At 63.9% G+C, this 21120-nt stretch carries 21 protein-coding genes and 1 pseudogene; 9 read left to right on the top strand and 13 right to left on the bottom strand.

The genetic code is table 11. The annotated features are described in order from the left end of the window. The first annotated feature begins 31 nt into the window (after window positions 1–31). The 3 genes from YUU_RS0118335 (at window position 32) to YUU_RS0118325 (ending at window position 3652) form a co-directional block, all read left to right on the top strand. On the top strand, window positions 32–1006 hold the full coding sequence (locus YUU_RS0118335; protein ID WP_027523710.1) for a sugar ABC transporter substrate-binding protein: 975 nt from the start codon (window positions 32–34) through the stop codon (window positions 1004–1006). A gap of 67 nt (window positions 1007–1073) precedes the next feature. After that, on the top strand, window positions 1074–1361 hold the full coding sequence (locus YUU_RS0118330) for a YciI family protein (RefSeq protein WP_027523709.1): 288 nt from the start codon (window positions 1074–1076) through the stop codon (window positions 1359–1361). A 119-nt stretch (window positions 1362–1480) separates the two neighbouring features. Further along, window positions 1481–3652, top strand: coding sequence for a hypothetical protein (locus YUU_RS0118325; RefSeq protein WP_027523708.1), 2172 nt, complete (start codon window positions 1481–1483; stop codon window positions 3650–3652). A 43-nt stretch (window positions 3653–3695) separates the two neighbouring features. Here YUU_RS0118325 and YUU_RS0118320 read toward each other — a convergent pair whose 3' ends face one another. Beyond that, a complete protein-coding gene (locus YUU_RS0118320) occupies window positions 3696–4115 on the bottom strand; it encodes a nuclear transport factor 2 family protein (protein WP_027523707.1) in 420 nt (139 codons plus the stop codon). Window positions 4116–4263: 148 nt separating this feature from the next. Between YUU_RS0118320 and YUU_RS51080 the strand changes: the two genes are divergently transcribed. Beyond that, entirely contained in the window at window positions 4264–5538 is a 1275-nt protein-coding gene (locus YUU_RS51080; RefSeq protein WP_051389783.1) for an amidohydrolase family protein, read from the top strand. On the opposite strand, the gene YUU_RS0118310 is transcribed toward YUU_RS51080, so the two are convergent. The 8 genes and pseudogenes from YUU_RS0118310 to YUU_RS0118275 all read right to left on the bottom strand — a co-directional run bounded on the left by YUU_RS0118310 (window position 5522) and on the right by YUU_RS0118275 (window position 12729). After that, entirely contained in the window at window positions 5522–6445 is a 924-nt protein-coding gene (locus tag YUU_RS0118310; RefSeq protein ID WP_027523706.1) for a DUF1932 domain-containing protein, read from the bottom strand. The two genes, YUU_RS51080 and YUU_RS0118310, sit on opposite strands and share 17 nt — an antisense overlap. After that, on the bottom strand, window positions 6445–7314 hold the full coding sequence (locus YUU_RS0118305; protein ID WP_027523705.1) for a hypothetical protein: 870 nt from the start codon (window positions 7312–7314) through the stop codon (window positions 6445–6447). Before YUU_RS0118305 ends, YUU_RS0118310 begins: the two co-directional genes overlap by 1 nt. A gap of 24 nt (window positions 7315–7338) precedes the next feature. Continuing rightward, a complete protein-coding gene (locus tag YUU_RS0118300; protein ID WP_027523704.1) occupies window positions 7339–8022 on the bottom strand; it encodes a 4-carboxy-4-hydroxy-2-oxoadipate aldolase/oxaloacetate decarboxylase in 684 nt (227 codons plus the stop codon). Continuing rightward, window positions 8019–8732 (bottom strand): PIG-L deacetylase family protein, encoded by a 714-nt coding sequence (locus tag YUU_RS0118295; RefSeq protein WP_027523703.1) that lies wholly within the window; start codon window positions 8730–8732, stop codon window positions 8019–8021. The genes YUU_RS0118300 and YUU_RS0118295 overlap by 4 nt, the downstream gene beginning before the upstream one ends. Before the next feature lie 149 nt (window positions 8733–8881). Then, window positions 8882–10102 (bottom strand): annotated as a pseudogene (gene dctA / locus YUU_RS0118290) (C4-dicarboxylate transporter DctA); the annotation flags it as partial. Further along, window positions 10099–10974: an amidohydrolase gene (locus tag YUU_RS0118285; protein WP_027523701.1), complete on the bottom strand. Its 876-nt coding sequence runs from the start codon at window positions 10972–10974 to the stop codon at window positions 10099–10101. The pseudogene dctA and the gene YUU_RS0118285, both read right to left, overlap by 4 nt. 9 nt (window positions 10975–10983) lie before the next feature. Then, complete coding sequence (locus YUU_RS0118280; protein WP_051389788.1) at window positions 10984–11904, bottom strand: amidohydrolase; 921 nt, start codon at window positions 11902–11904, stop codon at window positions 10984–10986. A 114-nt stretch (window positions 11905–12018) separates the two neighbouring features. Then, window positions 12019–12729: a TetR/AcrR family transcriptional regulator gene (locus YUU_RS0118275; protein WP_027523699.1), complete on the bottom strand. Its 711-nt coding sequence runs from the start codon at window positions 12727–12729 to the stop codon at window positions 12019–12021. Between the two features lie 112 nt (window positions 12730–12841). Here YUU_RS0118275 and YUU_RS0118270 point away from each other — a divergent pair, with 112 nt between their 5' ends. The 3 genes from YUU_RS0118270 to YUU_RS0118260 all read left to right on the top strand — a co-directional run bounded on the left by YUU_RS0118270 (window position 12842) and on the right by YUU_RS0118260 (window position 15981). Then, the gene (locus YUU_RS0118270; protein ID WP_027523698.1) at window positions 12842–13819 is read left to right on the top strand and encodes a tripartite tricarboxylate transporter substrate binding protein; all 978 of its coding nucleotides are present in this window, start codon (window positions 12842–12844) and stop codon (window positions 13817–13819) included. Between the two features lies 1 nt (window position 13820). Further along, a complete protein-coding gene (locus YUU_RS0118265; protein WP_027523697.1) occupies window positions 13821–14618 on the top strand; it encodes an ABC transporter substrate-binding protein in 798 nt (265 codons plus the stop codon). Window positions 14619–14733: 115 nt separating this feature from the next. Beyond that, window positions 14734–15981, top strand: coding sequence for a DUF763 domain-containing protein (locus YUU_RS0118260; protein WP_027523696.1), 1248 nt, complete (start codon window positions 14734–14736; stop codon window positions 15979–15981). A 5-nt stretch (window positions 15982–15986) separates the two neighbouring features. On the opposite strand, the gene YUU_RS0118255 is transcribed toward YUU_RS0118260, so the two are convergent. The 4 genes from YUU_RS0118255 to YUU_RS0118240 all read right to left on the bottom strand — a co-directional run bounded on the left by YUU_RS0118255 (window position 15987) and on the right by YUU_RS0118240 (window position 18959). After that, on the bottom strand, window positions 15987–16223 hold the full coding sequence (locus YUU_RS0118255) for a hypothetical protein (protein WP_027523695.1): 237 nt from the start codon (window positions 16221–16223) through the stop codon (window positions 15987–15989). A 112-nt stretch (window positions 16224–16335) separates the two neighbouring features. Then, complete coding sequence (locus YUU_RS0118250) at window positions 16336–17601, bottom strand: cytochrome P450 (RefSeq protein WP_027523694.1); 1266 nt, start codon at window positions 17599–17601, stop codon at window positions 16336–16338. Window positions 17602–17689: 88 nt separating this feature from the next. Beyond that, a complete protein-coding gene (locus YUU_RS0118245) occupies window positions 17690–18010 on the bottom strand; it encodes a hypothetical protein (RefSeq protein ID WP_027523693.1) in 321 nt (106 codons plus the stop codon). 175 nt (window positions 18011–18185) lie between these two features. After that, window positions 18186–18959, bottom strand: a complete 774-nt coding sequence (locus tag YUU_RS0118240) for a ferredoxin--NADP reductase (RefSeq protein ID WP_027523692.1) — start codon at window positions 18957–18959, stop codon at window positions 18186–18188. Window positions 18960–19109: 150 nt separating this feature from the next. Between YUU_RS0118240 and YUU_RS0118235 the strand changes: the two genes are divergently transcribed. After that, window positions 19110–20306, top strand: a complete 1197-nt coding sequence (locus tag YUU_RS0118235; protein ID WP_027523691.1) for an amidohydrolase family protein — start codon at window positions 19110–19112, stop codon at window positions 20304–20306. A gap of 125 nt (window positions 20307–20431) precedes the next feature. Further along, window positions 20432–21115, top strand: coding sequence for a hypothetical protein (locus tag YUU_RS0118230; RefSeq protein ID WP_027523690.1), 684 nt, complete (start codon window positions 20432–20434; stop codon window positions 21113–21115). Window positions 21116–21120 lie beyond the last annotated feature (5 nt).

The raw sequence follows: 21120 nt of genomic DNA, 5'->3' as shown, positions 1-21120 counted from the left end.
CCAACAAACCAAAATGAGGGATGGAGATCATATGAAATCGAAATTGGGCCACCTTGCACTGCCGATTCTGATGGCCGCAGCGTTCACCACGCAGGCCCGTGCCGACGGCGAGACCATCGCGGTCTTCACCAAGAACCAGACCAACCCCTACTTTCAGACCGTGCGGGTCGGCGCCGACGTCGCGGCCAAGGCGCTGAACGCCAAAACGCTGCACTACATCCCGACCAAGCCGGACTCGATCCCCGAGCAGCTCAGCCAGATCGAGGACGTCGTGGTGAAGAAGCCGAGCGCGATCGTCTTCATTCCCGTCGACTACAAGGCGATGGTGCCCGGTGTCGAGAAGATCAACGACGCCAAGATCCCGGTGGTCAACATCACCGACCGCTCTGCCGGCGGCAAGTTCGTCTCCTTCGTCGGCGCCGACGATTACAGCCTCGGGCTCGAAACCGCGCGCTACCTGCTGAAGACGCTCGGCGGCAAGGGCAACATCGTCATCATCGAGGGCGTCAAGGGCTCGCTGACCAATGTCGACCGTATCAGGGGCTTCAACGATGCGCTGAAGGAAACTCCGGGCGCAAAGCTGCTTGCTTCGCAGCCCGCCAACTACCAGCGGCTCCAGGCGCTCCAGGTGATGGAAAACCTGATGCAGTCCAACTCGCAGATCGACGGCGTGCTCGCCGCCAACGATGCCATGGCGGTCGGCGCGATCGAGGCGCTGGATGGCGCCAATCGCAAGGCGCAGGTGATCGGCATCAACGGCACCAAGGAAGCCATCGATGCCATCAAGTCCGGCAAGCTGCTCGCAAGCGGCGACTATAGTGGTTTTGCGCAGGGATGCCTCGGCACCATGATGGCGATCCGCAACTTGCGCGAACAGCCCGTCGTTGCCGAGATCGTGCTGAAACCCACCGTCATCACCAAGGACAATTTCGGGCCGTTCGACGTGCCGCTGGAACAGCGGGCCTGCCCGACCTGGGAAGAGGCGCAAAAGCTCGGCACGAAGTAGGCTCGCTGCTTCGAAAATCGGGACGGTCGTTCAATACGGCCGTCCCAAGACATTGTCCGGAGACATCATGCTGTTTGCCATCCATGCCCTCGACCGCACCGGCGCGCTGCCGACCCGGCTCGCCAATTACGACGCGCACAAGGCGTTCCTGAGCGACACCTCGCGCTTCGGGGTCAAAATCGTGATGTCCGGCCCGCTCGTCTCCGACGATGGCGAGAAGATGATCGGCAGCCTGTTCCTGATCGAGGCCCCCGGACGGGCCGAGGTCGAGGCCTTCAACCGCGCCGATCCCTTTGCCGCGGCCGGCATCTGGGAGAAAGTCACGATCACCGGCTTCTTGCGCCGCCAGGGGTGAAGGTACAGGCATCACCATCCAGGGCTGGCCCAACTCGGACCCCTGGTGACGTGCCGTATCGTCATAGCGCGGCTCATCTCCAAATTGTGAAATGTCCTTTGCCGCGGTACAAATCACAGATGCGCATCGTCTCGATCATCTGTTGGTTGACCTTCTCAATTCCGCTCTGCTTCGCCCAGTCGCTGCAGCCTTCCACGCCGGTCACGGTCCTGATCGACCAGACACCCGTGCTCGCCTTACTCGATCATGACAATTCATCCGCGCTTTCGCTGATCACGCTTCTTGAGAAAATCCACGCGGCGGAAAAGCTCACGTCGCCGGCTCCGGCGCCGGGCCCCACGCGCGCCAGCGACTTGTTGCGCTTTGGCGAGACCTACGGACAATTTGCGACCGTCATGTCCGCGGACATGACGCGGATCATTTCGGGCCTTGGGATCGACTGGGAAAAGGAAATTCTCAAGACCTACGATCCAAAGTCGGCCAAGACGGAGGCCGGAAAGACCTTGCGGCTGAACGGTAACGTCGCTCGCGTCTTCAACGAGAAATGGCTCGGTTCGAGCGACGGGCTGTTCATCCTGGCGGGTGTGGTCAATCGCATCGATCGCCGCGACTTCGATCCCGCCCACTGCGGCGAACTTCGCTTCATCTACCGGCTCGGATACGAAGTCCGGATGAACGGCAAGACCTACGCCTCGCGCATGCCGCTCACCGTGAACATGGTCTTCAGCTATCGTGACGACGGCAAGCACTGCCAGGATGTGGCTGCGCTCTGGCGCATCGATGGCATCGACGGCGGCGACCCGCACTCAACTGCCCAGCGCCTCCTGCAGGGCCCGCTGGATTTGTCGAGGCTGACCTTCAAGCAGATGGAAATCAACGCCCAAGTGGTGCGCTTTCCCTCCGATCTCGAAAACATGGAGGGCCGCAAATTCGCCGGCCAAGCGATCTACTGGATGAGGATATTCGCCTTGAGGGGCGGAAAATTTCAGCCTATCAAACTCGAGAACACACCCGACGTGCAGGCGATCCTGAAGGATCCCTCCAAGCAGAAGCAATTGCAGGACTATCTCGCGAGCCACGCGGAGGAGATCGACAACGGCGTGTTCAATCTGCCGGAGAGCCTCGAGGCCGATATCGCTCTGAGTTTTTCCACGGCCGGAAGCGCGCGTGTGGCCAACCGGCCGTTCGACCTGCTGGTCAGCAAGGACCAGGCCGGGCAGATCGTCACGGCGCTGGAAAAGACCGCGAAGTCGGTCAAGTTCGCGCGCTCCGGCGCAGGTCTGCTCGAACGGCTGAACACATCGTCCTGCATGGGCTGCCATCAATCCTCCTCGACGGCGGGATTTCACTTCCTCGGCGTGGACCGGGTCGATTTCGGCAGCGGCGGTGGGGCAATCAAGGACGCGCTCGACGGCAACAGTCTGCAGCTTCCGTTCTCGCCGCACGTCCATGCGGAGCTTGCCCGCCGGAAGAGCTACGTTGAAAGCCTTTCGCGAGGCCAGGCCCCTGACACGTTCCGCCCGCATCCGTCTGCGCCCGCAGCGGCCTGGCAGAACGCGAGCCCGGTTTATTCAGCCGCCGGCGACAACATGCCGTGCCCCCTGAACGGCGATCTCGCGGATGGCGCGAAGTGGAGCTGCAATGCCGCACGACATCTCGCCTGCCAGGCCGTGGTGACGAACGCGGCGGCCTCTTCCCATCTCGGTCAATGTCTGCCACCCCAGCAGAACATCTACGCAGGCCTCTCTTGCCGCTCGAACGCAATCGAGGACATGACGGCGAAGAACAATGCGAAGGATCTGTTGAGCTTCAGCTTGCGCTCTTTTGCCGATCGCGTGAGCACGGATGAATTAGTCTATCACGTGCCCGAGGGCAAATTGAGCGGCTATGACTACAATTGCCGACCGACAAAAATCGGCGTGCCGCTCGGCCGCATCACCCGTCCGTGCAAACCCGAAGAGTCGAAACTGGCGGCCGTTCAGCCTGGCAGCACGCCTGACGAGATCTGCGCTGTCGTCGGCGGCAAGGGCTTCGAACAGATGGCCAAGGGCTATTTCGACGGCGCCGCCTTTGCGGCCGGCGTCGGCCGCGGGCTCTTGAACGTATGTTCGCCGTCGCGATTTTGCCGGGAAGACTATATCTGCCAGGCGATCCCGGATTTCCTGACTGGCGCGAAGTTCGGCGTCAGCCCGCAGACCCTCAGCATCCTGAAGAGCCGCAAGCTTGGGTTCTGCACCCCCACCTATTTTGTCTATCAGCTTCGCCTCGACGGCCATCCCAATCCGAGATGACGCCACGCACGACGGCGCCGCCACCGGACTCGAGGGCTGTGCGCTACGCGTCGATGCCGCGTTGAACCAGGATGCGCTCGGCGCTGTCGTTCCAGACGTCCATCTTGGTGATCTTGCCGCCCCGCACCACGAAGCGATCGACGTAGCGGTTGCCTTCGAAGGGCGTGCCGTCGTGCCATTCGCCATAGAGCGTGCCGACGCTGTAGACCACGGTCTCCCCCTCGCCCGGGCAGACGTCGAACCGGTCCATCTTCTTCTTGACCCAGCGATAGCGCTTGGCGTTGAAGCCGGCCGACCCGCGCGGATGGTCGAACTCGCGTCCGCCGGTGAAGGTGATCACCGTGCCCGGCGCCATGTAGACCGCCGCGGCCTCCGGATCGGGGATCATCGAGGCCGTCAGATAGGCTTCGACGATCTCGGCGTCAGACATGGTTTTGCTTGGGGCAGTTGCGGCAACGGGCATGGCGCTTCTCCGAAAGATGCGGGATACTAACCCTGGGCTGCTGGATTGCATGCATATATTTTGAACATTCCCGCGCTCGATTGCCGGGAATCTGGAGGTGCCCCGCAGGGCACGCTCCTGTACGCTTACGCCGCAAAGTGCTGGTGCCATGACGAGCCGAACCGCCTTCGACCTGATCCTTCGCAACGCGCTGATGCGCGGCGTCACCGCTCCTGCGGATATCGGCATTTCCCAAGGTAACATCGCCGCAATCGAGCCGTGCCTTCAGGCCGAAGCCGTTGAGATCGACCTCGAGGGGCGGCTCGTGCTGCCCGGCTTCGTCGACACCCACATCCACCTCGACAAGGCCTGCCTGCTCGGTCGCTGCGGGCACGACCACGGCAGTCTCAGCGACGCCATCCGCGCCGTCTCGGCGATGAAGCGCGATTTCACGGTCGAGGACGTCTATGCCCGCGGCGCAAAAGTGCTGGAGCGCGCAATCGTGCACGGCACGACGCGGATGCGTACTCATGTCGAGATCGACCCGCGGATCGGCCTGCGCAGCTTCGAGGCGGTCAAGGCGCTGAAGCGCGACTACGCCTGGGCGCTCGATCTGTCGCTCTGCGTCTTTCCGCAGGAGGGGCTGACCAACGATCCCGGAGCCGAGGAGCTATTGATCCAGGCGCTGCGCGACGGCGGCGAGGTGATCGGCGGCTGTCCCTATACCGACACCGATCCGAACGCGCATCTTAAGCGCATCTTCGACCTCGCGCAGGAGTTCGACGTCGATGTCGATCTCCATCTCGACTTCGACCTCGATACGTCCTGGTCGCATCTCGACGAAGTCTGCCGGCAAACCGAACAGCGCGGCTACCAGGGGCGTGTCGCGATCGGCCATGTGACGAAGCTCTCCGCGTTACCGCCGGATCGACTGAAACCGGTGGTCGAGCGTCTCGCAAGAACCGGTGTCGCCGTCACGGTGCTGCCCGCGACCGATCTCTATCTGATGGGCCGCGACACCACCCACAACGTGCCCCGCGGAATCACGGTCGCGCACAAGCTCGTCGCAAACGGCGTGCTGTGCTCCGTTGCGACCAACAACGTGCTCAATCCCTTCACGCCGTTCGGCGATGCCTCGCTGCTGCGAATGGCGAATTTCTACGCCAACGTCGCGCATGCATCAGTCGGCGAGTTCGACACCTGCCTCGACCTCGTCACCGATTTGCCGGCGCGGCTGATGAACCTGAAAAATTACGGCTTCAAAATCAGCAACCCGGCCGATCTCGTCGTGCTCGATACGCGCGACAGCCGCTTTGCGATCGCCGAACTGCCTGATGTCATGATGGGCTTCAAGAACGGCCGGCCGGTCTTTGAACGGCAACAAGCCGTCCTGTTTCCGCCCTCAGATTCGTGCAAACCGCGCGCCGTCATCCCTCACGCCTGATCTTTGCCAGGATGCGGTCGGCCTCGGTGCGCCAGTCGGCGCTGCAGGCGAACTCTTTGGTGCCTTTTGCGCCGAACAGACCCTGGTCGGCAAGATCGGCAACCCAGGCCTGCCGCTCGCCGGTACCTTGTGCCGACCATGGCGTAAGCCCCGCCTCTCGCACGGTCTCGGCAACCTCGCGCACTTCCTCGGCGCGGCGGCGGCCATGCTCGATCACGCGCTGGAAGAAATAGGCGCCCTGCTTCTCCCAGTTGATGCCGGGAAAGGTTTCCGCGAGCGAGGCCAGCACCGCATCCTCGACGCCATAGGCGCGCGCCGTGGTGAAGCTCTCGATGACCATAGCCTCCAGGCCCTTGATCATGATGCTGCGGCACATCTTCACCGCCGAGGAGACACCGAGCTTGTCGCTCGCGACCTTGGCGGCAAAGCCGATCGCGTTGAGAAGCGGCTCGAGCTCGCGTGCGCCGGGACCACCGAGCAGCAGCGGCACCTTGATGCGATAAGGCGGCACCGAGGTCATCACCGCGCCCTCGACATAGCGTCCGCCGGCGTCGTCGATCAGCTTCGCGGCGCGCTGCTTGGCGCCCGGCGAGGCCGAGTTGAAGTCGAGAAACCATGTGCCCTGGTTGATCGCAGCCGCGCAAGCCTTTGCCACCGAGACGGCCTGGCTCGCGGTCACGGCGGAGACGATGAAGTCGGATCTTGCGGTCAGATCAGCGTGCGAGGCAGCTAACGTAACACCGTGCCTCGTGGCGTGATTGCGCAAGGCCGCGCCCTGCTCGTTCCCGAGCTTGAGGTCAAAGGCCGCAACCTTGATATCCTGCTGGCGCAAGTCCTCCGCGAGGATCTTGCCGACCTCGCCATAGCCGACAAGTCCAATCTGCCATCGCCTGGAATCGCCGGACATCAGTTCATCCTTCGCGTGGTGTCGTCAAAGAGCTCCTCGACCGCATAGCGGCGCGGGATCAGGGCCTGCTGATAGGCGTAGTCGATGATCAGCTCCAGCGGCTTGCGGTTGGCCTCGATCCCGAATGGCAGGAGATCGGGTAATGCGGGCGCGCCTGTCTTAGCCTTGCCAGCCTTCAGGAGATCGTACACGCCGGCGACGATGTCAGGGCGCGATTTTGCCAGAGCCTCGGTCACGACCACGAGATGGTTGACCGGGACGACGCCGCGCCGGGCGTACCAGGTCGCGGCCTCCGCGGCCGGATCGGGGAACAGCGGCTTGAGGCGCGGATCATTCGAGGTCTCGCCGAGCACAGCGTCGAGTTCGCCGTCAAGCAGCATTTGCAGGATCTTTCTGTCCTTCGGCGCGCGCTCGGTTGTGTCGACATATTCGGCCACGTGCGGGTCCTCGAAGGTAACCCAACCTATCTTGTCGAGGTTGACGCCGTAGTCATTGGCCAAAATGCCCCTGATCCAGGCCCCCGTCGTGGTCGTGAACGACCGGATGCCGACGCGCTTGCCTTCCAGATTGGACGGGCGGAGCGCGCCTCGCTCGGAGTTGTACAGCGCGTAACCGTGCTGGAAGCGGCCGAGCATGGTTGCCGGCAGAAGCACCAGCGGCTTGCCGTGGGCTTTCGCCATCAGATAGGTGACGATCGCCATCTCGCAGACGTCGAAGGCCTGCTCGCGCACCATCGGCTTGAACGCCGTGTTGGTCGGCGTGTACTCGATGAAGTCGAGATCGAAGCGCTCGGAGCGGAGCTCTCCGCTCTTCAATGCCAGCACATGCGGATGACTGCCGAGCACGGTCCGCAGCTTGAGACGATCCATCAATCCGCTCCGCTTTTCGCCTGCTCAGACGTCCTCGGGATTGTCGACATAGACGAGCCCGGCTTTCGCCAGAGCCTCGCGCATGTTGTACATGTCGAGGCCAAGCTCGCCCGAGGCGAGACGATTGCGCTTGCCGCCTTCATCCGCATTGCGCTTCCGGGCTTTCTCCGCAACCTCGACCGCAAGCCGCTTCGGCACCACCACGACGCCGTCGTCATCGGCGACCACGATATCGCCGGGCTCGACATTGACGCCGGCGCAGACCACGGGAACGTTGACCGAGCCGAGCGTCGCCTTCACCGTTCCCTTGGCCGAGACGGCACGCGACCAGACCGGGAATTTCATCTCGTGCAGCGCCTTCACATCGCGGCAGCCGGCATCGATGACGAGCCCCTGCACGCCGCGCGCATGAAGCGACGTTGCAAGCAGCTCGCCGAACATGCCGTCGGTATTGTCGGTGGTGCAGCCAACCACGAGGATGTCGCCCGGCCTGCATTGCTCGACCGCGACATGGATCATCCAGTTGTCGCCGGGCTGCGCCAGCACGGTGACCGCGGGACCGGCGATCTGCGCGCCGGGCCAGATCGGACGCATATAGGGCTTCATGAGGCCGACGCGCCCCATCGCCTCGTGCACGGTGGAGACGCCATAGACCGACATGCCGCCGTGATCGGCGCGCTCGATGTTGCGGACGACGACGGGCTTCATGCCAGGACCTCCTCGACTGTCGGGAACAGGCGCTGATAGGCCTCGCCATAGGTCATGGGCACGCCGGTGTTGCGGCTGCCCTGGATGCCACGGTTGAGGGCGACGCGCTCATAGTAGCCCCAGAGGTGCTTTTGCGCGGCGAGGATCTGGAACGCCTCGTACTTCTCCTTCCAGACCTCGTCGATCTTCAGGATCAGGTTCGGCTTGAAATTGCACATCTCGGGCTGATGCGGCTCGAACAGGAACACCGGCGGCGCCGCATATTTGTACTGCGCGCCCGGCTTGTGGCCCATGGCCTGCGCGACCACGCGGGTCTCCTGCGCGAAATGCGCCGCATTCGGGTGATCGAAATTATAGGGATCCTCCAGCGCATGGGTCAGCACGAAGCTCGGATTGAGCTCGCGGTAGATGTCGACCATGCGGTCGAAATGCGCTTCGTTGAGCTTGAGCGGATAGTCGCCGCAATCGAAGAACTCGATCTCGGCGCCCAGGAGTTTGGCGGCGCGCTCGGCCTCGTCCTTGCGGCCCGCCTTGACCGACTCCAGCGTTGCGCCCTTTTCCTTCCAGGCGAACTGGCTCTCGCCGCGCTCGCCGAAGGACATGCAGACGATCTTCATCCGGTAGCCCTTCTTGGCGTGCAGCGCGATCGCGCCACCCGCGCGCCAGACGAAATCGCCGGGATGGGCGGTAATCACAAGACCTGTCTTCATGGGACAAACTCCCCTTTCATCTTTTCAAAGCTTGACCCGCTGCTAGCGAAGCGCAAGCAGCCAATTCATCACACCACTGCGGCCGGCAGCGCCTCGCCATCGAGCACGCGTTTCAGCCGGTCCGCATCGAGCGCACCTTCCCATCTGGCAATCGCGATGGTCGCCACCGCGTTCCCGATGAGATTGGTCGGCGTCAGTCCCTGCGACATCAGACGGTGGATTCCGAGCACCAGCGCGACACTGGCGACCGGAATGGTTCCGGTGGCCGACAGCGTTGCCGCCAGCACGACGAAGGCGGCGCCCGCAATTCCTGCCGCGCCCTTGGAGGTCACGAGCAGGATCAGCAGCAGCTCGATCTGCTCGGTGAGGCCGAGCGGCGTGTTGGTCGCCTGCGCCAGGAACACCGAGGCGGCCGCGAGGTAAAGGCAGGTGCCGTCGAGGTTGAAGGAGTAGCCGGTCGGGATCACGAGCCCGACCACGCTGCGCTCGCAGCCGGCATTCTCGAGCTTTGACAGCATCCGCGGCAGCACGGTCTCCGACGACGTCGTGGCGATGCAGATCAGGAGTTCTTCCCAGATATAGCGGATCAGCTTGAGCAGGCTGAAGCCGCAGAGCCGCGCGACCGGGCCGAGCGCAATCACGATAAATACAAGGCAGGTAAGATAGAAGCCGCCGAGCAGCTTGCCGAGCGAGGCCAGCGAGCCGACACCGAACTTGCCGACCGTGAACGCGATGGCACCGAATGCGCCGATTGGCGCCACCCACATCACGAAGCCGACGATGGCAAAGACCATCTTCGCCGCGACGTCGATCAGGTTGACGAGTGGTGCTCCGCGCTCGCCGAGCTGCACCAGGGCAAAACCACAGAGCACCGAGATGAACAGCACCTGGAGGATGTTACCTTCGGCAAATGCGCCGACGAAGGTGGCGGGGAGGATGTTCATCAGGAACGGCACAAAGCCGATCGCCCCGGTCTGCTTGACGTAGGGCTCGATGGCGCTGGTGTTGATGCTGGCAGCGTCGATATTCATGCCGACGCCGGGCTTCAAGAGATTGATCGCGACAAGGCCGATCACCAGCGCGATCGTCGTCATGATCTCGAAATAGATGATCGCCTTGGTGGCGACGCGGCCGACCCGGGCCATGTCGGCCATATGCGCGATGCCGTGCACCACCGTGCAGAAGATGATCGGCGCGATCAGCATCCGGATCGCCTTGATGAAGGCATCGCCCAGCGGCTGCATTTTTGCGCCAAGTTCGGGATTGACGATGCCGAGCACGGTGCCGGCTGCCATGGCAAGGAGAACCTGGACCCAGAGCTCCTTCCACCAGGCGCGGCTGCGCGGCTTGTCGATCGAGAGCGCCGTCATTCCCCGAACTCGAACAGGCGCGCGGGATTGCTGACCAGGATCTTCTGCTGGAACTCCGCCTCCGGCGCGAACAGCGGAATGAGGTCTACGAGATCACCATCGTTTGGCATCAGCTTGACGTTGGGATGCGGCCAATCCGTACCCCAGATGACGCGGTCGACCGCGGTCTCGACGATCTTGCGTGCGAACGGCACGGCATCGGTGAAGGGCGGGCCCGAGGAGGAAACGCGCTCGGAGCCGCAAATCTTCACCCAGCATTTCTCGTCACGCTGCATCAGCTCGATCAGGATCTTGAACGGAAGCTGGTCGAGCCCTTCCGACGCTTTCACCCGTCCCATGTGGTCGATCGTGTAACGCACCGGAAGCTTTGCCAGCATGTCGGCATATTCCGACAAATCGATCGCGTCAAAATGCAGATCGATGTGCCAGCCGAGCGGCGCGACCATGGCAATCACCCGGTCGAACACGCCCTTGTCCGGGACGCCGCCGAGATGACGGACGAAATTGAAGCGGCAACCGCGGAAGCCGCCCTCGTGCAGCTCGCGCAGGCCCCGCTCGGTGATGGTATCGTCGATATTGGCGACGGCCCGATAGGCACCATCGCTCTGCGCGATCGCATCGAGCGCAACCGTGTTGTCGGTGCCGTGCACGCTGGCATTGACGATCACGGCGCGCTGGACGCCGAGCTTGGCGTGCAACGCCTTGAAATCCTCCAGCGGCGCGTCGGGCGGCGTGTAGGAACGGTCCGGCGCGTACGGGTATTTTGAGCCCGGACCGAAGATGTGGCAGTGCGCATCGCATGCGAGCGGCGGCAGCCTGAACTTCGGCTTGCGCGTGTTCGGATCGGGCGGCGGAATGGTCGGCTTGTACATCTGGTCTCTTCAGGTGAACTTGAACAGGCGCGCGGGATTGTCGACCAGCAGCTTCTGCTGGATGGCGGCATCGGGCGCATAGAGCGGGATCAGATCGACGATCTCGCCGTCATTGGGCATGACCTTGACGTTGGGATGCGGCCAGTCGGTGCCCCAGATCACGCGATCAGGCGCGTTGTCGATGAGCTTCTTTGCGAACGGCACGGCATCGTGGAACGGCTTGCCTGCGGCGGATGCGCGCTCAAGACCGGTGATCTTGACCCAGCACTTCTCGTCTTTCCTCTGGAGATCGAGCAGTGCGGTGAAGCCTGGATCCTCGAGCCCCTTGGCCGCCTGCACCGTGCCCATGTGGTCGATGACATAGCGCGTCGGCAGCGCGGTCAGGATCGGCGCGAACTCCGCGATCGTGCCCGGCTCGAAATAGACGTCGACGTGCCAGCCGAGTTCGGCGACGCGATGCACGATGCGCTGGAACTTGGTCATGTCGCCGACGCCACCGAGCCGCTTCAGGAAGGCAAAGCGGCAGCCGCAGATGCCGCCCTTGTCCAGCGCCTCGAGCTGGTGATCGGACATCTCGTCCTTGACGTTGGCGATACCCTTGTAGGCACCCTCGCTTTGAGCGATGGCGTCGGTCACCACGCGATTGTCGGTGCCGTGCACCGTGGCATTGACGATGACGCAGCGATCGACACCGATCTTCTCGTGCACGGCACGGAAGGCCTCCAGCGGCGCATCAGCGGTGTTGTAGGGACGGTGTTCGGCGAACGGATAGCGGGCGGCCGGCCCAAAGATGTGCGTATGCGAGTCGCAGGATTTCGGCGGCAGCTTGAATGCCGGCACCTTTGGATTTGGGTCCGGCGGATCGATGGTCGGGATCGCCTTGGCCGGCTCGGCCGCCTGCCCGCACGCGCTCGAAGCCCAGGCGGCCATCGAAGCGCCCGTCAAGAGTTGCAAGCAGGCCCGCCTGTTCATTCCGCATCCCCAGTCAAATGCCGCCGGTTGCGGACAAGGCGAGCCTTACGCCCCCTGTCCGTAGGCGGTCGTCTACGTCTTGTTGCTTGCTGCCGCGCGCCGACGTGCCGGCGCGGCCTGATCGAGTGCCGGCGCCTGGAACGAGGCCACTGTTGCCTGAACGAGCTGCTCGATCGCAGCGGCCGCATCGCTGCCGTCGGCCTCGCCGCGTGAAAGGCGCGAGACGCGCTCCGGCGTCACCAGCGAGTAATAGAGTGCGCCAAGCAGGAAATGGCTGCGCCAGACGATCTCGGTGCGCGGCACATGTGGCAGGCTCTCGTGGATCGCGTCGATGAAGGCGTGGCTGGTATCGTCGAAGGTCTGCGCGATGATACGCCGCGCCACCTCGTTACCCTCCGCCGACATCACGGCGCGAAGCCGCGTGAACCGGGCCCCGCCGCCGGCGAGATCGCTGCCCGAGGTGAAGGCTGGCACGACGTAGGCACGCACGATCGCTTCCAGCCGGTCCTGGAGATCGCGCACGCGCTTGGCGGCCGCGAGCAGCTCGGACCGGCGGAGATTCATCGGCCCGCAGTGGCGGCGATAGATCTCCAGCAGCAGACCGTCCTTGGTCTTGAAATGATAGGTGACGCTGCCGGGGTTGGCCCCGGCGGCCTGCGCGATGTCGCGCACCGAGACGGCGTTGAAGCCGTTGGTCGCGAACAACTCTTCTGCTGCGGCGAGGATCGCCTCGCGCATGTTCGGCTTGCGGGCCGTCTCTTTGCTGGTGGGCTTGCGTACCATGTGATTTGTACTATCGTACAAAAGATAAGGTCTCGTCAACAAAAACGATGGGCGGCACCTGGGCGGTCCGAGACGGGCGCCCGTGGATACGCGCCCCGAGGAGCGCTGGAAGATGCTGGGTTTGAACAAGAAAATCACAACTTTACTGCTGGGCACGGGCCTGCTGCTGGCCGGGAGCGGCGCACAGGCCGACAATTTCCCGAACAAGCCGGTCCACATCCTGGTGCCCTATGCGGCCGGCGGGGCCGTCGACGTGCTCGCCCGCACGATCGGCCAGGCGCTCGTCAAGAGCTGGGGCCAGCAGCCGGTGATCGACAATCGCCCCGGCGCCGGCGGCATCATCGCCTCGCAAGCGCTGACCCAGGCGCCGCCGGACGGCTACACGCTGATCCTGGTCGCAAGCGGCCATCCGCTCAACCAGTTCATCTATCCGAGCCTGCCCTACGACACCTTCAAGGATTTCACCGCGATCAGCGAGGTGGCCTCCTCGCCGCTCGCCATCGTGGTTGCCAAGGACAGCTCGTACAAGAGCCTCGGCGATCTCCTGGCCGCGGCGAAAAAGGATCCCGACAAGCTCTCCTACGGCATGTCCGGCAACGGCACCTCCGCGCATCTCGCCGGCGAGCTGTTGAAATACATGGCCGGCGTGAAGATCGTCTCTATTCCCTACAAGGGCGGCGCGCCTGCGTTGACCGCCGTGATCGCCGGCGAAATCCCCCTCAGCCTCAACCCGCTTGCCGAAGCGATCGGTCAGCTCGAAGGCGGCCCGGTGCGTGCGCTCGCCGTGACCTCGGCACAGCGGTCAAAGGCCCTGCCCGATGTTCCGACCGTCGCCGAAGCCGGAGTGGCCGGCTATGACGTCTCGGTCTGGTGGGGATTTTTGGCGCCGGCAAAAATGCCGCCGGAGATCGTGGCGAAGCTCGAAGCCGATTTGAAGACGGCGCTGCAAGACCCGAGCGTGCTGTCGACCCTCGACAAGATCGGTGCGACGCCGGTCGGCTCGTCGTCGAAGGAGTTCGATGCCTACATGCATGCGGAAGCGACCAAATGGGAGCCGGTGCTGAAGGCTGCGAATATCCGGGCGCAATGACATGACCGGCCTTGCGCGCCTTGCACGCACCGTACTGCTTGCCGTCGTCGCGTCCGGCCTCGCCGGCGCGATGGCGAAGGCCGACGGTGAGGCTCAAATTCTTGCGCCGTCCGGCGCGTTGCATGTCGGTATCTATCCGGGCAGCCCGACCTCGATGGTGACCGACACGAACGGAAAGCCTCACGGGGTGAGCTACGACCTCGGCGGTAAGCTTGCAAAGCGGCTCGGCGTCCCCGTCGATTATGTCCGGTTCGAGCGTGTGGCCGACATCGTCACCGCGATCCATGACGGCAAGGTCGATTTCACCGTCACCAACGCGACCCCTGCCCGCGCGAACGACGTCAGCTTCAGCGAGCCGGTGCTCGCGATCGAGCTCGGATTCCTCGTTCCGGCAAACTCGCCGATCGCAGAGGTAGACGACATCGACCGGGCCGGCGTGAAGATTGGCGTGACCAAGGGCTCGACGTCGGAGCGCACGCTGCCGGCCAAGTTCAGAAACGCAACCATCGTTCCCGCCGAGAGCGTGAAGATCGCGGTCGCGATGTTCGTCCGCGGCGAGATCGATCTCTACGCCACCAACAAGCCGACGCTGTTCGAGATGTCCGACCAGATGCCGGGCGCGCGCATCCTCGAGGGAAACTGGGGGCTTGAGCAGATGGCGATCGCAATCCCGAAGGGACGCGAGAGCGCACTGCCTCTCCTCGATCGTTTCGTGCAGGACATCAAGTCCAGCGGCGCGCTCGAAACGATCGAGCAACAGGCGGGCTTGCGCGGAGCCGTCAACGCCAGGCGCAATTAGGCCTCGGCGCGCCGGCAACAGGAGCGCGGCACCGCATCGTTCGGGCCCGCGGCGTAGCCGCCGAGTTCAGCATTTCCCGTCGTGCAACCCGGACAGAATCCGGCTATCAAGGGCAATGCCCCGACGCACCGGCAGCGCCGATCTTCCTCTCCACACCGGACGGGTTCCGCCGTGGCTCGCAAGCCGCATGGCGTCGCTGGGCGCGATCGTCACGCAGGCGATCGTCCACCACTACGGCCGTGACGAGTTCATGCAGCGGCTGTCGCATCCCTTCTGGTTCCAGTCGTTCGGCGCCGTGATGGGGATGGACTGGCACTCTTCCGGCATCACCACCTCCGTGATCGGCGCACTGAAGCGCGGGCTTGCCCCGCTCCAGAACGAGCTCGGCATCTATGTCTGCGGCGGGCGTGGGCAGCATTCGCGCAAGACGCCGGATGAGCTCCTGACGCTCGGCGACCGCGTCGGCTTCGATGGCGCGAGGCTGACGCGAGCGAGCCGCCTCGTTGCGAAGGTCGACAGCGCTGCGGTCCAGGACGGCTTTGACCTCTATCTGCATGGCTTCTTTGTCACCGCCGACGGCAAATGGACGGTGGTGCAGCAGGGCATGAACGGCGAGAAGCGGCAAGCGCGCCGTTATCATTGGCACTCCGAGGCGCTGAAGAGCTTTGTCGATGCACCGCATAGTGCGATCGACGGCCCCGTGCAAGGCGAGATCGTCAATCTCACCGACCACCGCGCCGACGTCTCGCGCTCGGCGCAGCTCGAGCTGCTCTTCGATCTCGGCCCCGATCGCATCGTGTCCGAATTCGAACGCCTGAGCGGCGTCGAACCGGCGCAGGCCATGCTGCCGCACCTCATCATGCCCGCGCATCACGACGTAAGGCCGAAGGACGTCTTCGCGCGGCGCCTGCACGGCACATTGGCTGCAGCCGCCGAACGCGGTCCGGTCGATTTTCCGGAGCTGTTGCTGACGCCCGGTGTCGGCGCCCGCACCGTGCGCTCACTCGCGATGGTCGCCGAAGTCGTGCACGGCGCGCCCTATCGCTTCAAGGACCCGGCGCGCTTCTCGCTCGCCCATGGCGGCAAGGACCGCCACCCTTACCCCGTGCCGATCAAGGTTTATGACGAGACCATTCGTGTGCTCAAGGGCGCGATCGAGAATGCAAGGCTCGGGCGCGAGGAGGAAATGCAGGCGATCAAGCGCCTTGACGACCAGGCGCGGCGGCTGGAGCGCACCGCGCGCGGTCCATCGGTCGCAGCCTTCATTGCGGCCGAACGCGCGGCTTCACCGGAGCTCGACGGCCGATCCGTGTTCGGCTGGGAGCGCGATCTCCTCGCTTCGAAGAAGCTGACCGGCTCGTAAGCCGCCTAACCTTCGCCTTCGTCCTTGTCCTCCGCGAGGCGGTTTGCCGAGTGGTCCTGGTACTGCTCGGTCTGGATATATTTTCCGTCCATGCCGCGAATGTCGGAATGCTGCGCCTTGTCGCGGTTCGACAGGATCATGTTGTCGCCGATCTTGTCTTTCGAAACCTCCGTGAAAGCGCCGTTCCCCGCGCCCTTGCCATGCGTACCCGATCCAATATGCGTCTTGCCTCCGTGCGGCATGGATTGCTCCCTTGCTGTCCGCATGAGGGCCAACGCCTGCCCGGCAATGATTGTTTCGTGAACACGCGGGAAGATCGTCGCGACGCGGTTCCGATACACCGGCAGGGCGATGTCAATTTGCAACCAATTGCTCGACGTCGGCCGAGTGGGATTTGGCCGGGCGGTTCCCGCCGTCGTCGGCCACGACCGGCAGTTTCGCGATGGCGCGGATGCCCGGGCGCTTGCGCCAATGAACTTGCGACGCATCGATGGCGAGACCAAGCCGCGGCCATCGCGTGAACAAGGCCTCAAGCGCACAGGCCGCCTCGATCCGCGCGAGCTGGTGACCGAGACAGAAATGGATTCCGGTGCCAAAAGAGATGTGCCGGTTGGGCTTGCGTTCGAGATCGAGCCGCTCGGGAGCATCATGCACCGAAGGATCCATGTTTGCGGCCGCGAGCATGACCATGACGCGGTCGCCCTTGTTCAGACGCACACCTTCGAGCTCGAGATCCCGCCGCACATAGCGCGGCTTTGAGAATTGCACCGGCGAGACGAAGCGCAGGAATTCCTCGACGGCAAGGCCCGCGCGAGACCAATCCTGTTCCAGCCAATCGCGCAGGCCGGGATTTTTGAGAAGCTCATAAACGGAGCCGCTGATGAGATGCGTGGTGGTTTCCGAGCCCGCGGCCAGCAACAGGAACACCATCGAGACCATCTCGTCCGGCGAAATACGGCCGCCTTCCCGTTCGACCTGCACGAGCTCGGCAATCAGACCCTCGCCGCCCTGCGCACGTGCGATCCGCAATTGCTCTTCGAGATAGGCGCGCATCTTGCGGAACGCGAACAGCAGCCGAAAGAAGCTGACGACGTTCGTCAGCGAGGACATCGCATTGGCCCATGCGATGAATCGGGGTCGATCGGCCATCGGCAGGCCGAGCAGCTCGGAGATCACCGACAGCGGCAGGATCCGGGCGTAGCGCTGGACGAGATCGGCGGGGCTTCCTGCCGCGAACAGCTCGCCCGCGAGTCCATCGGCGATGGCGCGGATGCGCGGCTCCATCGCGACGATGGCGCGGCGGCGGAAGGCCTCGTCGACGATGCTGCGCAGCCGCGTGTGATCCGGCTCGTCCATCGTCAGCATGTTCTTGGCGATGGTCGTGACGAGTTTCGGCATCCACCACCGCAGGCCTGCAACCTTGCCGTCCTCCTTGCGCAGTGTGAACGTCGCGCTGTCCTTGAGCACTTCCGCCGTGGCATCGTGGGTGGTGGTGACCCAGACGTCGCCGATGAGGGGAAAACGAGTCGCGACCACGGGCCCGGAGGCGCGCAGCGTCGCGATTCCCTTGGGCGGGTCGCGAAAAAAGGCGTCGCTGGTAAAGTCGATGCGCGGTGTCATGGGTCACCGCCCTTGTTGATGGCGCCTCAACCAGATGGTGTGCGCAGTCGCCGGCGCAAGGGCTGGAACGTCGATCAAAAGAAGGCGATCAGCCGCGCCCGGGCGAGCGTGGCCCCGCTTTGCGCTGGTTGGTGTAGGCGTCCCAATGGCTCCAGCTCCCATTGCTGAGGCTTTGCAGGTCGGTCGCGAGCGGGCGGCGCGTGCGCTTCTCGTAGTCGGCAATCGCGCGTTCGGATTGCGTGATCTTGCGCTTGAGTTCCACGATCGCCTTCTGGGTCTGTCCGTTGCGCTTGGATGATGCGACCTCGCCCATCGTGAAGCGCGCCGTCTCGAGCGCCTTCAACTCGGCGCGGTTCTTCTTCACCTGAACTCGGTGCCAGGCGATGTTGCTGTCGTTGTCCGCAACCATTTAGGAACTCCGCTGATTCGGCGTTCCCATAATATCGCCTGCCGAATCGACGCCGCAACGGGCGCCGGGCGGCAAAAATGCGGCTTTATTGCGCGGTGGGCATGATTGCGGCGGTTTTCCTCACGACAAACGCAAAGCGTTTGCGCGGAGATCATGCCCCAAACAATGAGCCTGTTCAGCGCTCGGCAAAGGCCTTCTCGACCACGAATTGCGCCGGCTCGCCATGATTGCCCTCGACGAAGCCGCGCTCGGTCAGGAGCAGGCGGGTATCAGTGACCAGCGCCGGGCTGCCGCAGATCATGACGCGGTCGTGGGCCGCCTCAATCGGCGGCAGGCCGATGTCGGCAAACAGCTTGCCCGAGGTGATGAGATCGGTGATGCGGCCGCGGTTGCGGAAGGGATCGCGGGTGACGGTCGGGTAATAGATCAGCTGGTTGCGGATGTAGTCGCCGAGCAACTCGTCCTTCGGCAGCGTCTCGGTGATCATCTCGCCATAGGCGAGCTCCTTGACGTGCCGGCAGCCGTGCAGGAGCACCACCTTCTCGAACCGCTCATAGGTTTCGGGATCCTTGATCACGCTCAGGAACGGCGCGAGACCCGTGCCGGTGCCGATCAGGTAGAGATTGCGGCCCGCTTCGAGATTGTCGATCACCAGCGTGCCGGTCGCCTTGCGGCTGACGATGATCTCGTCGCCTTCCTTCAGGTGCTGGAGGCGCGAGGTCAGCGGGCCATCCGGTACCTTGATCGAGAAGAACTCCAGCGTGTCCTCGTAATTGGCGCTGGCGACGCTGTAGGCGCGGAGCAGCGGCTTCTCACCGACCTTGAGCCCGATCATCGTGAATTCGCCGTTGCGGAAACGGAAGGTCGGGCTGCGCGTGGTCTTGAAGCTGAACAGCGTGTCGGTCCAGTGGTGGACGCTGAGGACGCTTTCCTGGTTGAAATTGCTCATCTCACCCTTCCCTTGCCGGCGCGCAGGCGATTGTCAGCTATGCGTCATTCGTATACGATCGTTCGTATACAAATGAATAATCCGGCTTGATCCTTTGGTCAAGGCTGCCCAAGATCGCGAGTGTTGCAGTTAGGAATAAGGAGCCTTTCCATGGCGCATGACGCACCCCAGGCCACCGGGCCTTCGAAGCTCGTGATCCGCAATATCGGCCTGATTCTGTCGGGCGCGCTGGAGAAGCCGATCCTGGATGGCGACACCATCGTCGCCGAGAACGGCAAGATCACCGCGATCGGCCGATTCAAGGACGTCAACACGGAAGGAGCAACCACCATCGTCGACGCAAACGGCACCACGGTCGCGCCGGGGCTGATCGACAGCCACGTCCACCCCGTCGCTGGAGACTGGACGCCGCGCCAGAACCAGATCAACTGGATCGACAGCTACCTCCACGGCGGCGTGACCACCATGATCTCGGCCGGCGAGGTGCACATGCCCGGCCGGCCCCGCGATGTCGTCGGGTTGAAGGCGATGGCCATATTCGCCCAGCGCGCGTTCTGGACGCTGCGTCCGGGCGGCGTAAAGGTTCACGCCGGTGCGCCCGTGATCGAGTGCGAGATGGTCGAGGAGGATTTCAAGGAGATGGCCGCTGCCGGCGTCAAGCTGCTCGGCGAGGTCGGCCTCGGCGGCGTCAAGGACGGCCCCACCGCGCGCAAGATGGTCGGCTGGGCGCGCAAATACGGTATCCAGAGCACGATCCATACCGGCGGCCCGTCGATTCCCGGCTCCGGCCTGATCGACAAGGATGTTGTGCTGGAGGCCGACACCGACGTGGTTGGTCACATCAATGGCGGCCACACTGCCTTGCCCGACGACCAGATCCGCTGCATCTGCGAGGGCTGCAAGCGCGGGCTCGAGCTCGTGCACAACGGCAATGAGCGCTCGGCGCTGTTCACGCTGCGCACCGCGCGCGAGATGGGCGACCTCCACCGCGTCATCCTCGGCACCGACGCGCCGGCCGGCTCCGGCGTGCAGCCGCTCGGCATTTTGCGCATGGTCTCGATGCTGTCCTCGCTCGGCGAGCTGCCGGCCGAGATCGCGTTTTGCCTCGCCACCGGCAACACTGCGCGGATGCGCGAGCTCGATTGCGGCCTCATTGAAGTCGGTCGCTCCGCCGATTTTGTCATCATGGACAAGGCGCAGCATTCGCCGGGCAAGAACATCCTGGAGAGCGTTCAGCTCGGCGACCTGCCCGGCATCGGCATGACCATTATCGACGGCATCGTCCGCACCCAGCGCAGCCGCAACACTCCGCCGGCGGGGAAGGTGCCGGAGGTGGTGGCGAAGTGACGCAGCCGGAGCGGCGCGCCGCTCCGCATCGTCCCTCGACAGCATTGAACAAGTCGCGGGCCTGCTGCGTCTAACGCAGGCAGCCCCTGGTGGCGGCAGTTCAATGCTGGACCATCGAGGGAGACATGAAGAGTTCGCTGCGGATTGCCGCCGGCGTCGCTGGTGCGGTGGCTGGATTCATCGGCACGATCGGGCTGCTCGAGCTTACCGGCTTCGGCAATCGCGCAGACCCGATCACGACGGGCCTGCTTGCGGTGTTCGTCATCGCGCCTGCCGGTGCGATTGCAGGCCTGGTGCTCGCGACCAAGCTGACGACACACAAGGACGCCAACGCTGGCATCCTCACCCGCAACAGCCTGAAGTCGCTCGGTGTCGTCGCCCTCCTCTGCGTCGGCGCCAGCGCCATTTACCTGGCCGTCGCGTACATGACCGCCACGCCCTGGCTCAATCGGAACGGCGCCACCCCCTTGCTCGTGTTCGAGGTTCGTTTGCCAGCCGGCGTCATGGTGCCGACCTCAGCTCAAGGCATTGCCATCGAACTGCAGACCGACCTCAACACCATGCCGGGCGAAGTGACACCGGCCGCCTTCTATCGCGATGGCGACCAGCCTGTCATCGCAGGCGAAGTCGAGCTCGCGTTTCAAACCTCGCACCGGCAGCTCGCCGTCACCATCGCGGGACAACCGAGCCGGGTCTATCCGATCGAACTATCTGCCTGGGCGCCGCACACGCCGGAGTTCGGAACGTGGCAGCGGCTCAGCGACGGCAGCGAAATCCGCTACCGCGCCAAATGGCCGGGGAAGACGTAATGCGC

Source organism: Bradyrhizobium sp. Ec3.3, assembly GCF_000472925.1.
Classification (GTDB): domain Bacteria; phylum Pseudomonadota; class Alphaproteobacteria; order Rhizobiales; family Xanthobacteraceae; genus Bradyrhizobium.
The sequence above is the reverse complement of the archived record's forward strand: the minus strand, read 5'-3'. Positions and strand labels throughout refer to the sequence as shown.

Excerpts from the sequence above, each read along its gene's own strand:
- YUU_RS0118330 (WP_027523709.1), top strand. The coding sequence starts at position 1,074 with ATGCTGTTTGCCATCCATGCCCTCGACCGCACCGGCGCGCTGCCGACC.
- YUU_RS0118255 (WP_027523695.1), bottom strand. The coding sequence starts at position 16,223 with ATGCCGCACGGAGGCAAGACGCATATTGGATCGGGTACGCATGGCAAG.
- YUU_RS0118300 (WP_027523704.1), bottom strand. The coding sequence starts at position 8,022 with ATGAAGCCCGTCGTCGTCCGCAACATCGAGCGCGCCGATCACGGCGGC.
- YUU_RS0118305 (WP_027523705.1), bottom strand. The coding sequence starts at position 7,314 with ATGGATCGTCTCAAGCTGCGGACCGTGCTCGGCAGTCATCCGCATGTG.
- YUU_RS0118285 (WP_027523701.1), bottom strand. The coding sequence starts at position 10,974 with ATGTACAAGCCGACCATTCCGCCGCCCGATCCGAACACGCGCAAGCCG.
- YUU_RS0118335 (WP_027523710.1), top strand. The coding sequence starts at position 32 with ATGAAATCGAAATTGGGCCACCTTGCACTGCCGATTCTGATGGCCGCA.
- YUU_RS0118265 (WP_027523697.1), top strand. The coding sequence starts at position 13,821 with ATGACCGGCCTTGCGCGCCTTGCACGCACCGTACTGCTTGCCGTCGTC.
- YUU_RS51080 (WP_051389783.1), top strand. The coding sequence starts at position 4,264 with ATGACGAGCCGAACCGCCTTCGACCTGATCCTTCGCAACGCGCTGATG.
- YUU_RS0118310 (WP_027523706.1), bottom strand. The coding sequence starts at position 6,445 with ATGTCCGGCGATTCCAGGCGATGGCAGATTGGACTTGTCGGCTATGGC.
- YUU_RS0118275 (WP_027523699.1), bottom strand. The coding sequence starts at position 12,729 with ATGGTACGCAAGCCCACCAGCAAAGAGACGGCCCGCAAGCCGAACATG.
- YUU_RS0118230 (WP_027523690.1), top strand. The coding sequence starts at position 20,432 with ATGAAGAGTTCGCTGCGGATTGCCGCCGGCGTCGCTGGTGCGGTGGCT.
- YUU_RS0118325 (WP_027523708.1), top strand. The coding sequence starts at position 1,481 with ATGCGCATCGTCTCGATCATCTGTTGGTTGACCTTCTCAATTCCGCTC.
- YUU_RS0118235 (WP_027523691.1), top strand. The coding sequence starts at position 19,110 with ATGGCGCATGACGCACCCCAGGCCACCGGGCCTTCGAAGCTCGTGATC.
- YUU_RS0118320 (WP_027523707.1), bottom strand. The coding sequence starts at position 4,115 with ATGCCCGTTGCCGCAACTGCCCCAAGCAAAACCATGTCTGACGCCGAG.
- YUU_RS0118250 (WP_027523694.1), bottom strand. The coding sequence starts at position 17,601 with ATGACACCGCGCATCGACTTTACCAGCGACGCCTTTTTTCGCGACCCG.
- YUU_RS0118240 (WP_027523692.1), bottom strand. The coding sequence starts at position 18,959 with ATGAGCAATTTCAACCAGGAAAGCGTCCTCAGCGTCCACCACTGGACC.
- YUU_RS0118295 (WP_027523703.1), bottom strand. The coding sequence starts at position 8,732 with ATGAAGACAGGTCTTGTGATTACCGCCCATCCCGGCGATTTCGTCTGG.
- YUU_RS0118280 (WP_051389788.1), bottom strand. The coding sequence starts at position 11,904 with ATGGCCGCCTGGGCTTCGAGCGCGTGCGGGCAGGCGGCCGAGCCGGCC.
- YUU_RS0118270 (WP_027523698.1), top strand. The coding sequence starts at position 12,842 with ATGCTGGGTTTGAACAAGAAAATCACAACTTTACTGCTGGGCACGGGC.
- YUU_RS0118245 (WP_027523693.1), bottom strand. The coding sequence starts at position 18,010 with ATGGTTGCGGACAACGACAGCAACATCGCCTGGCACCGAGTTCAGGTG.
- YUU_RS0118260 (WP_027523696.1), top strand. The coding sequence starts at position 14,734 with ATGCCCCGACGCACCGGCAGCGCCGATCTTCCTCTCCACACCGGACGG.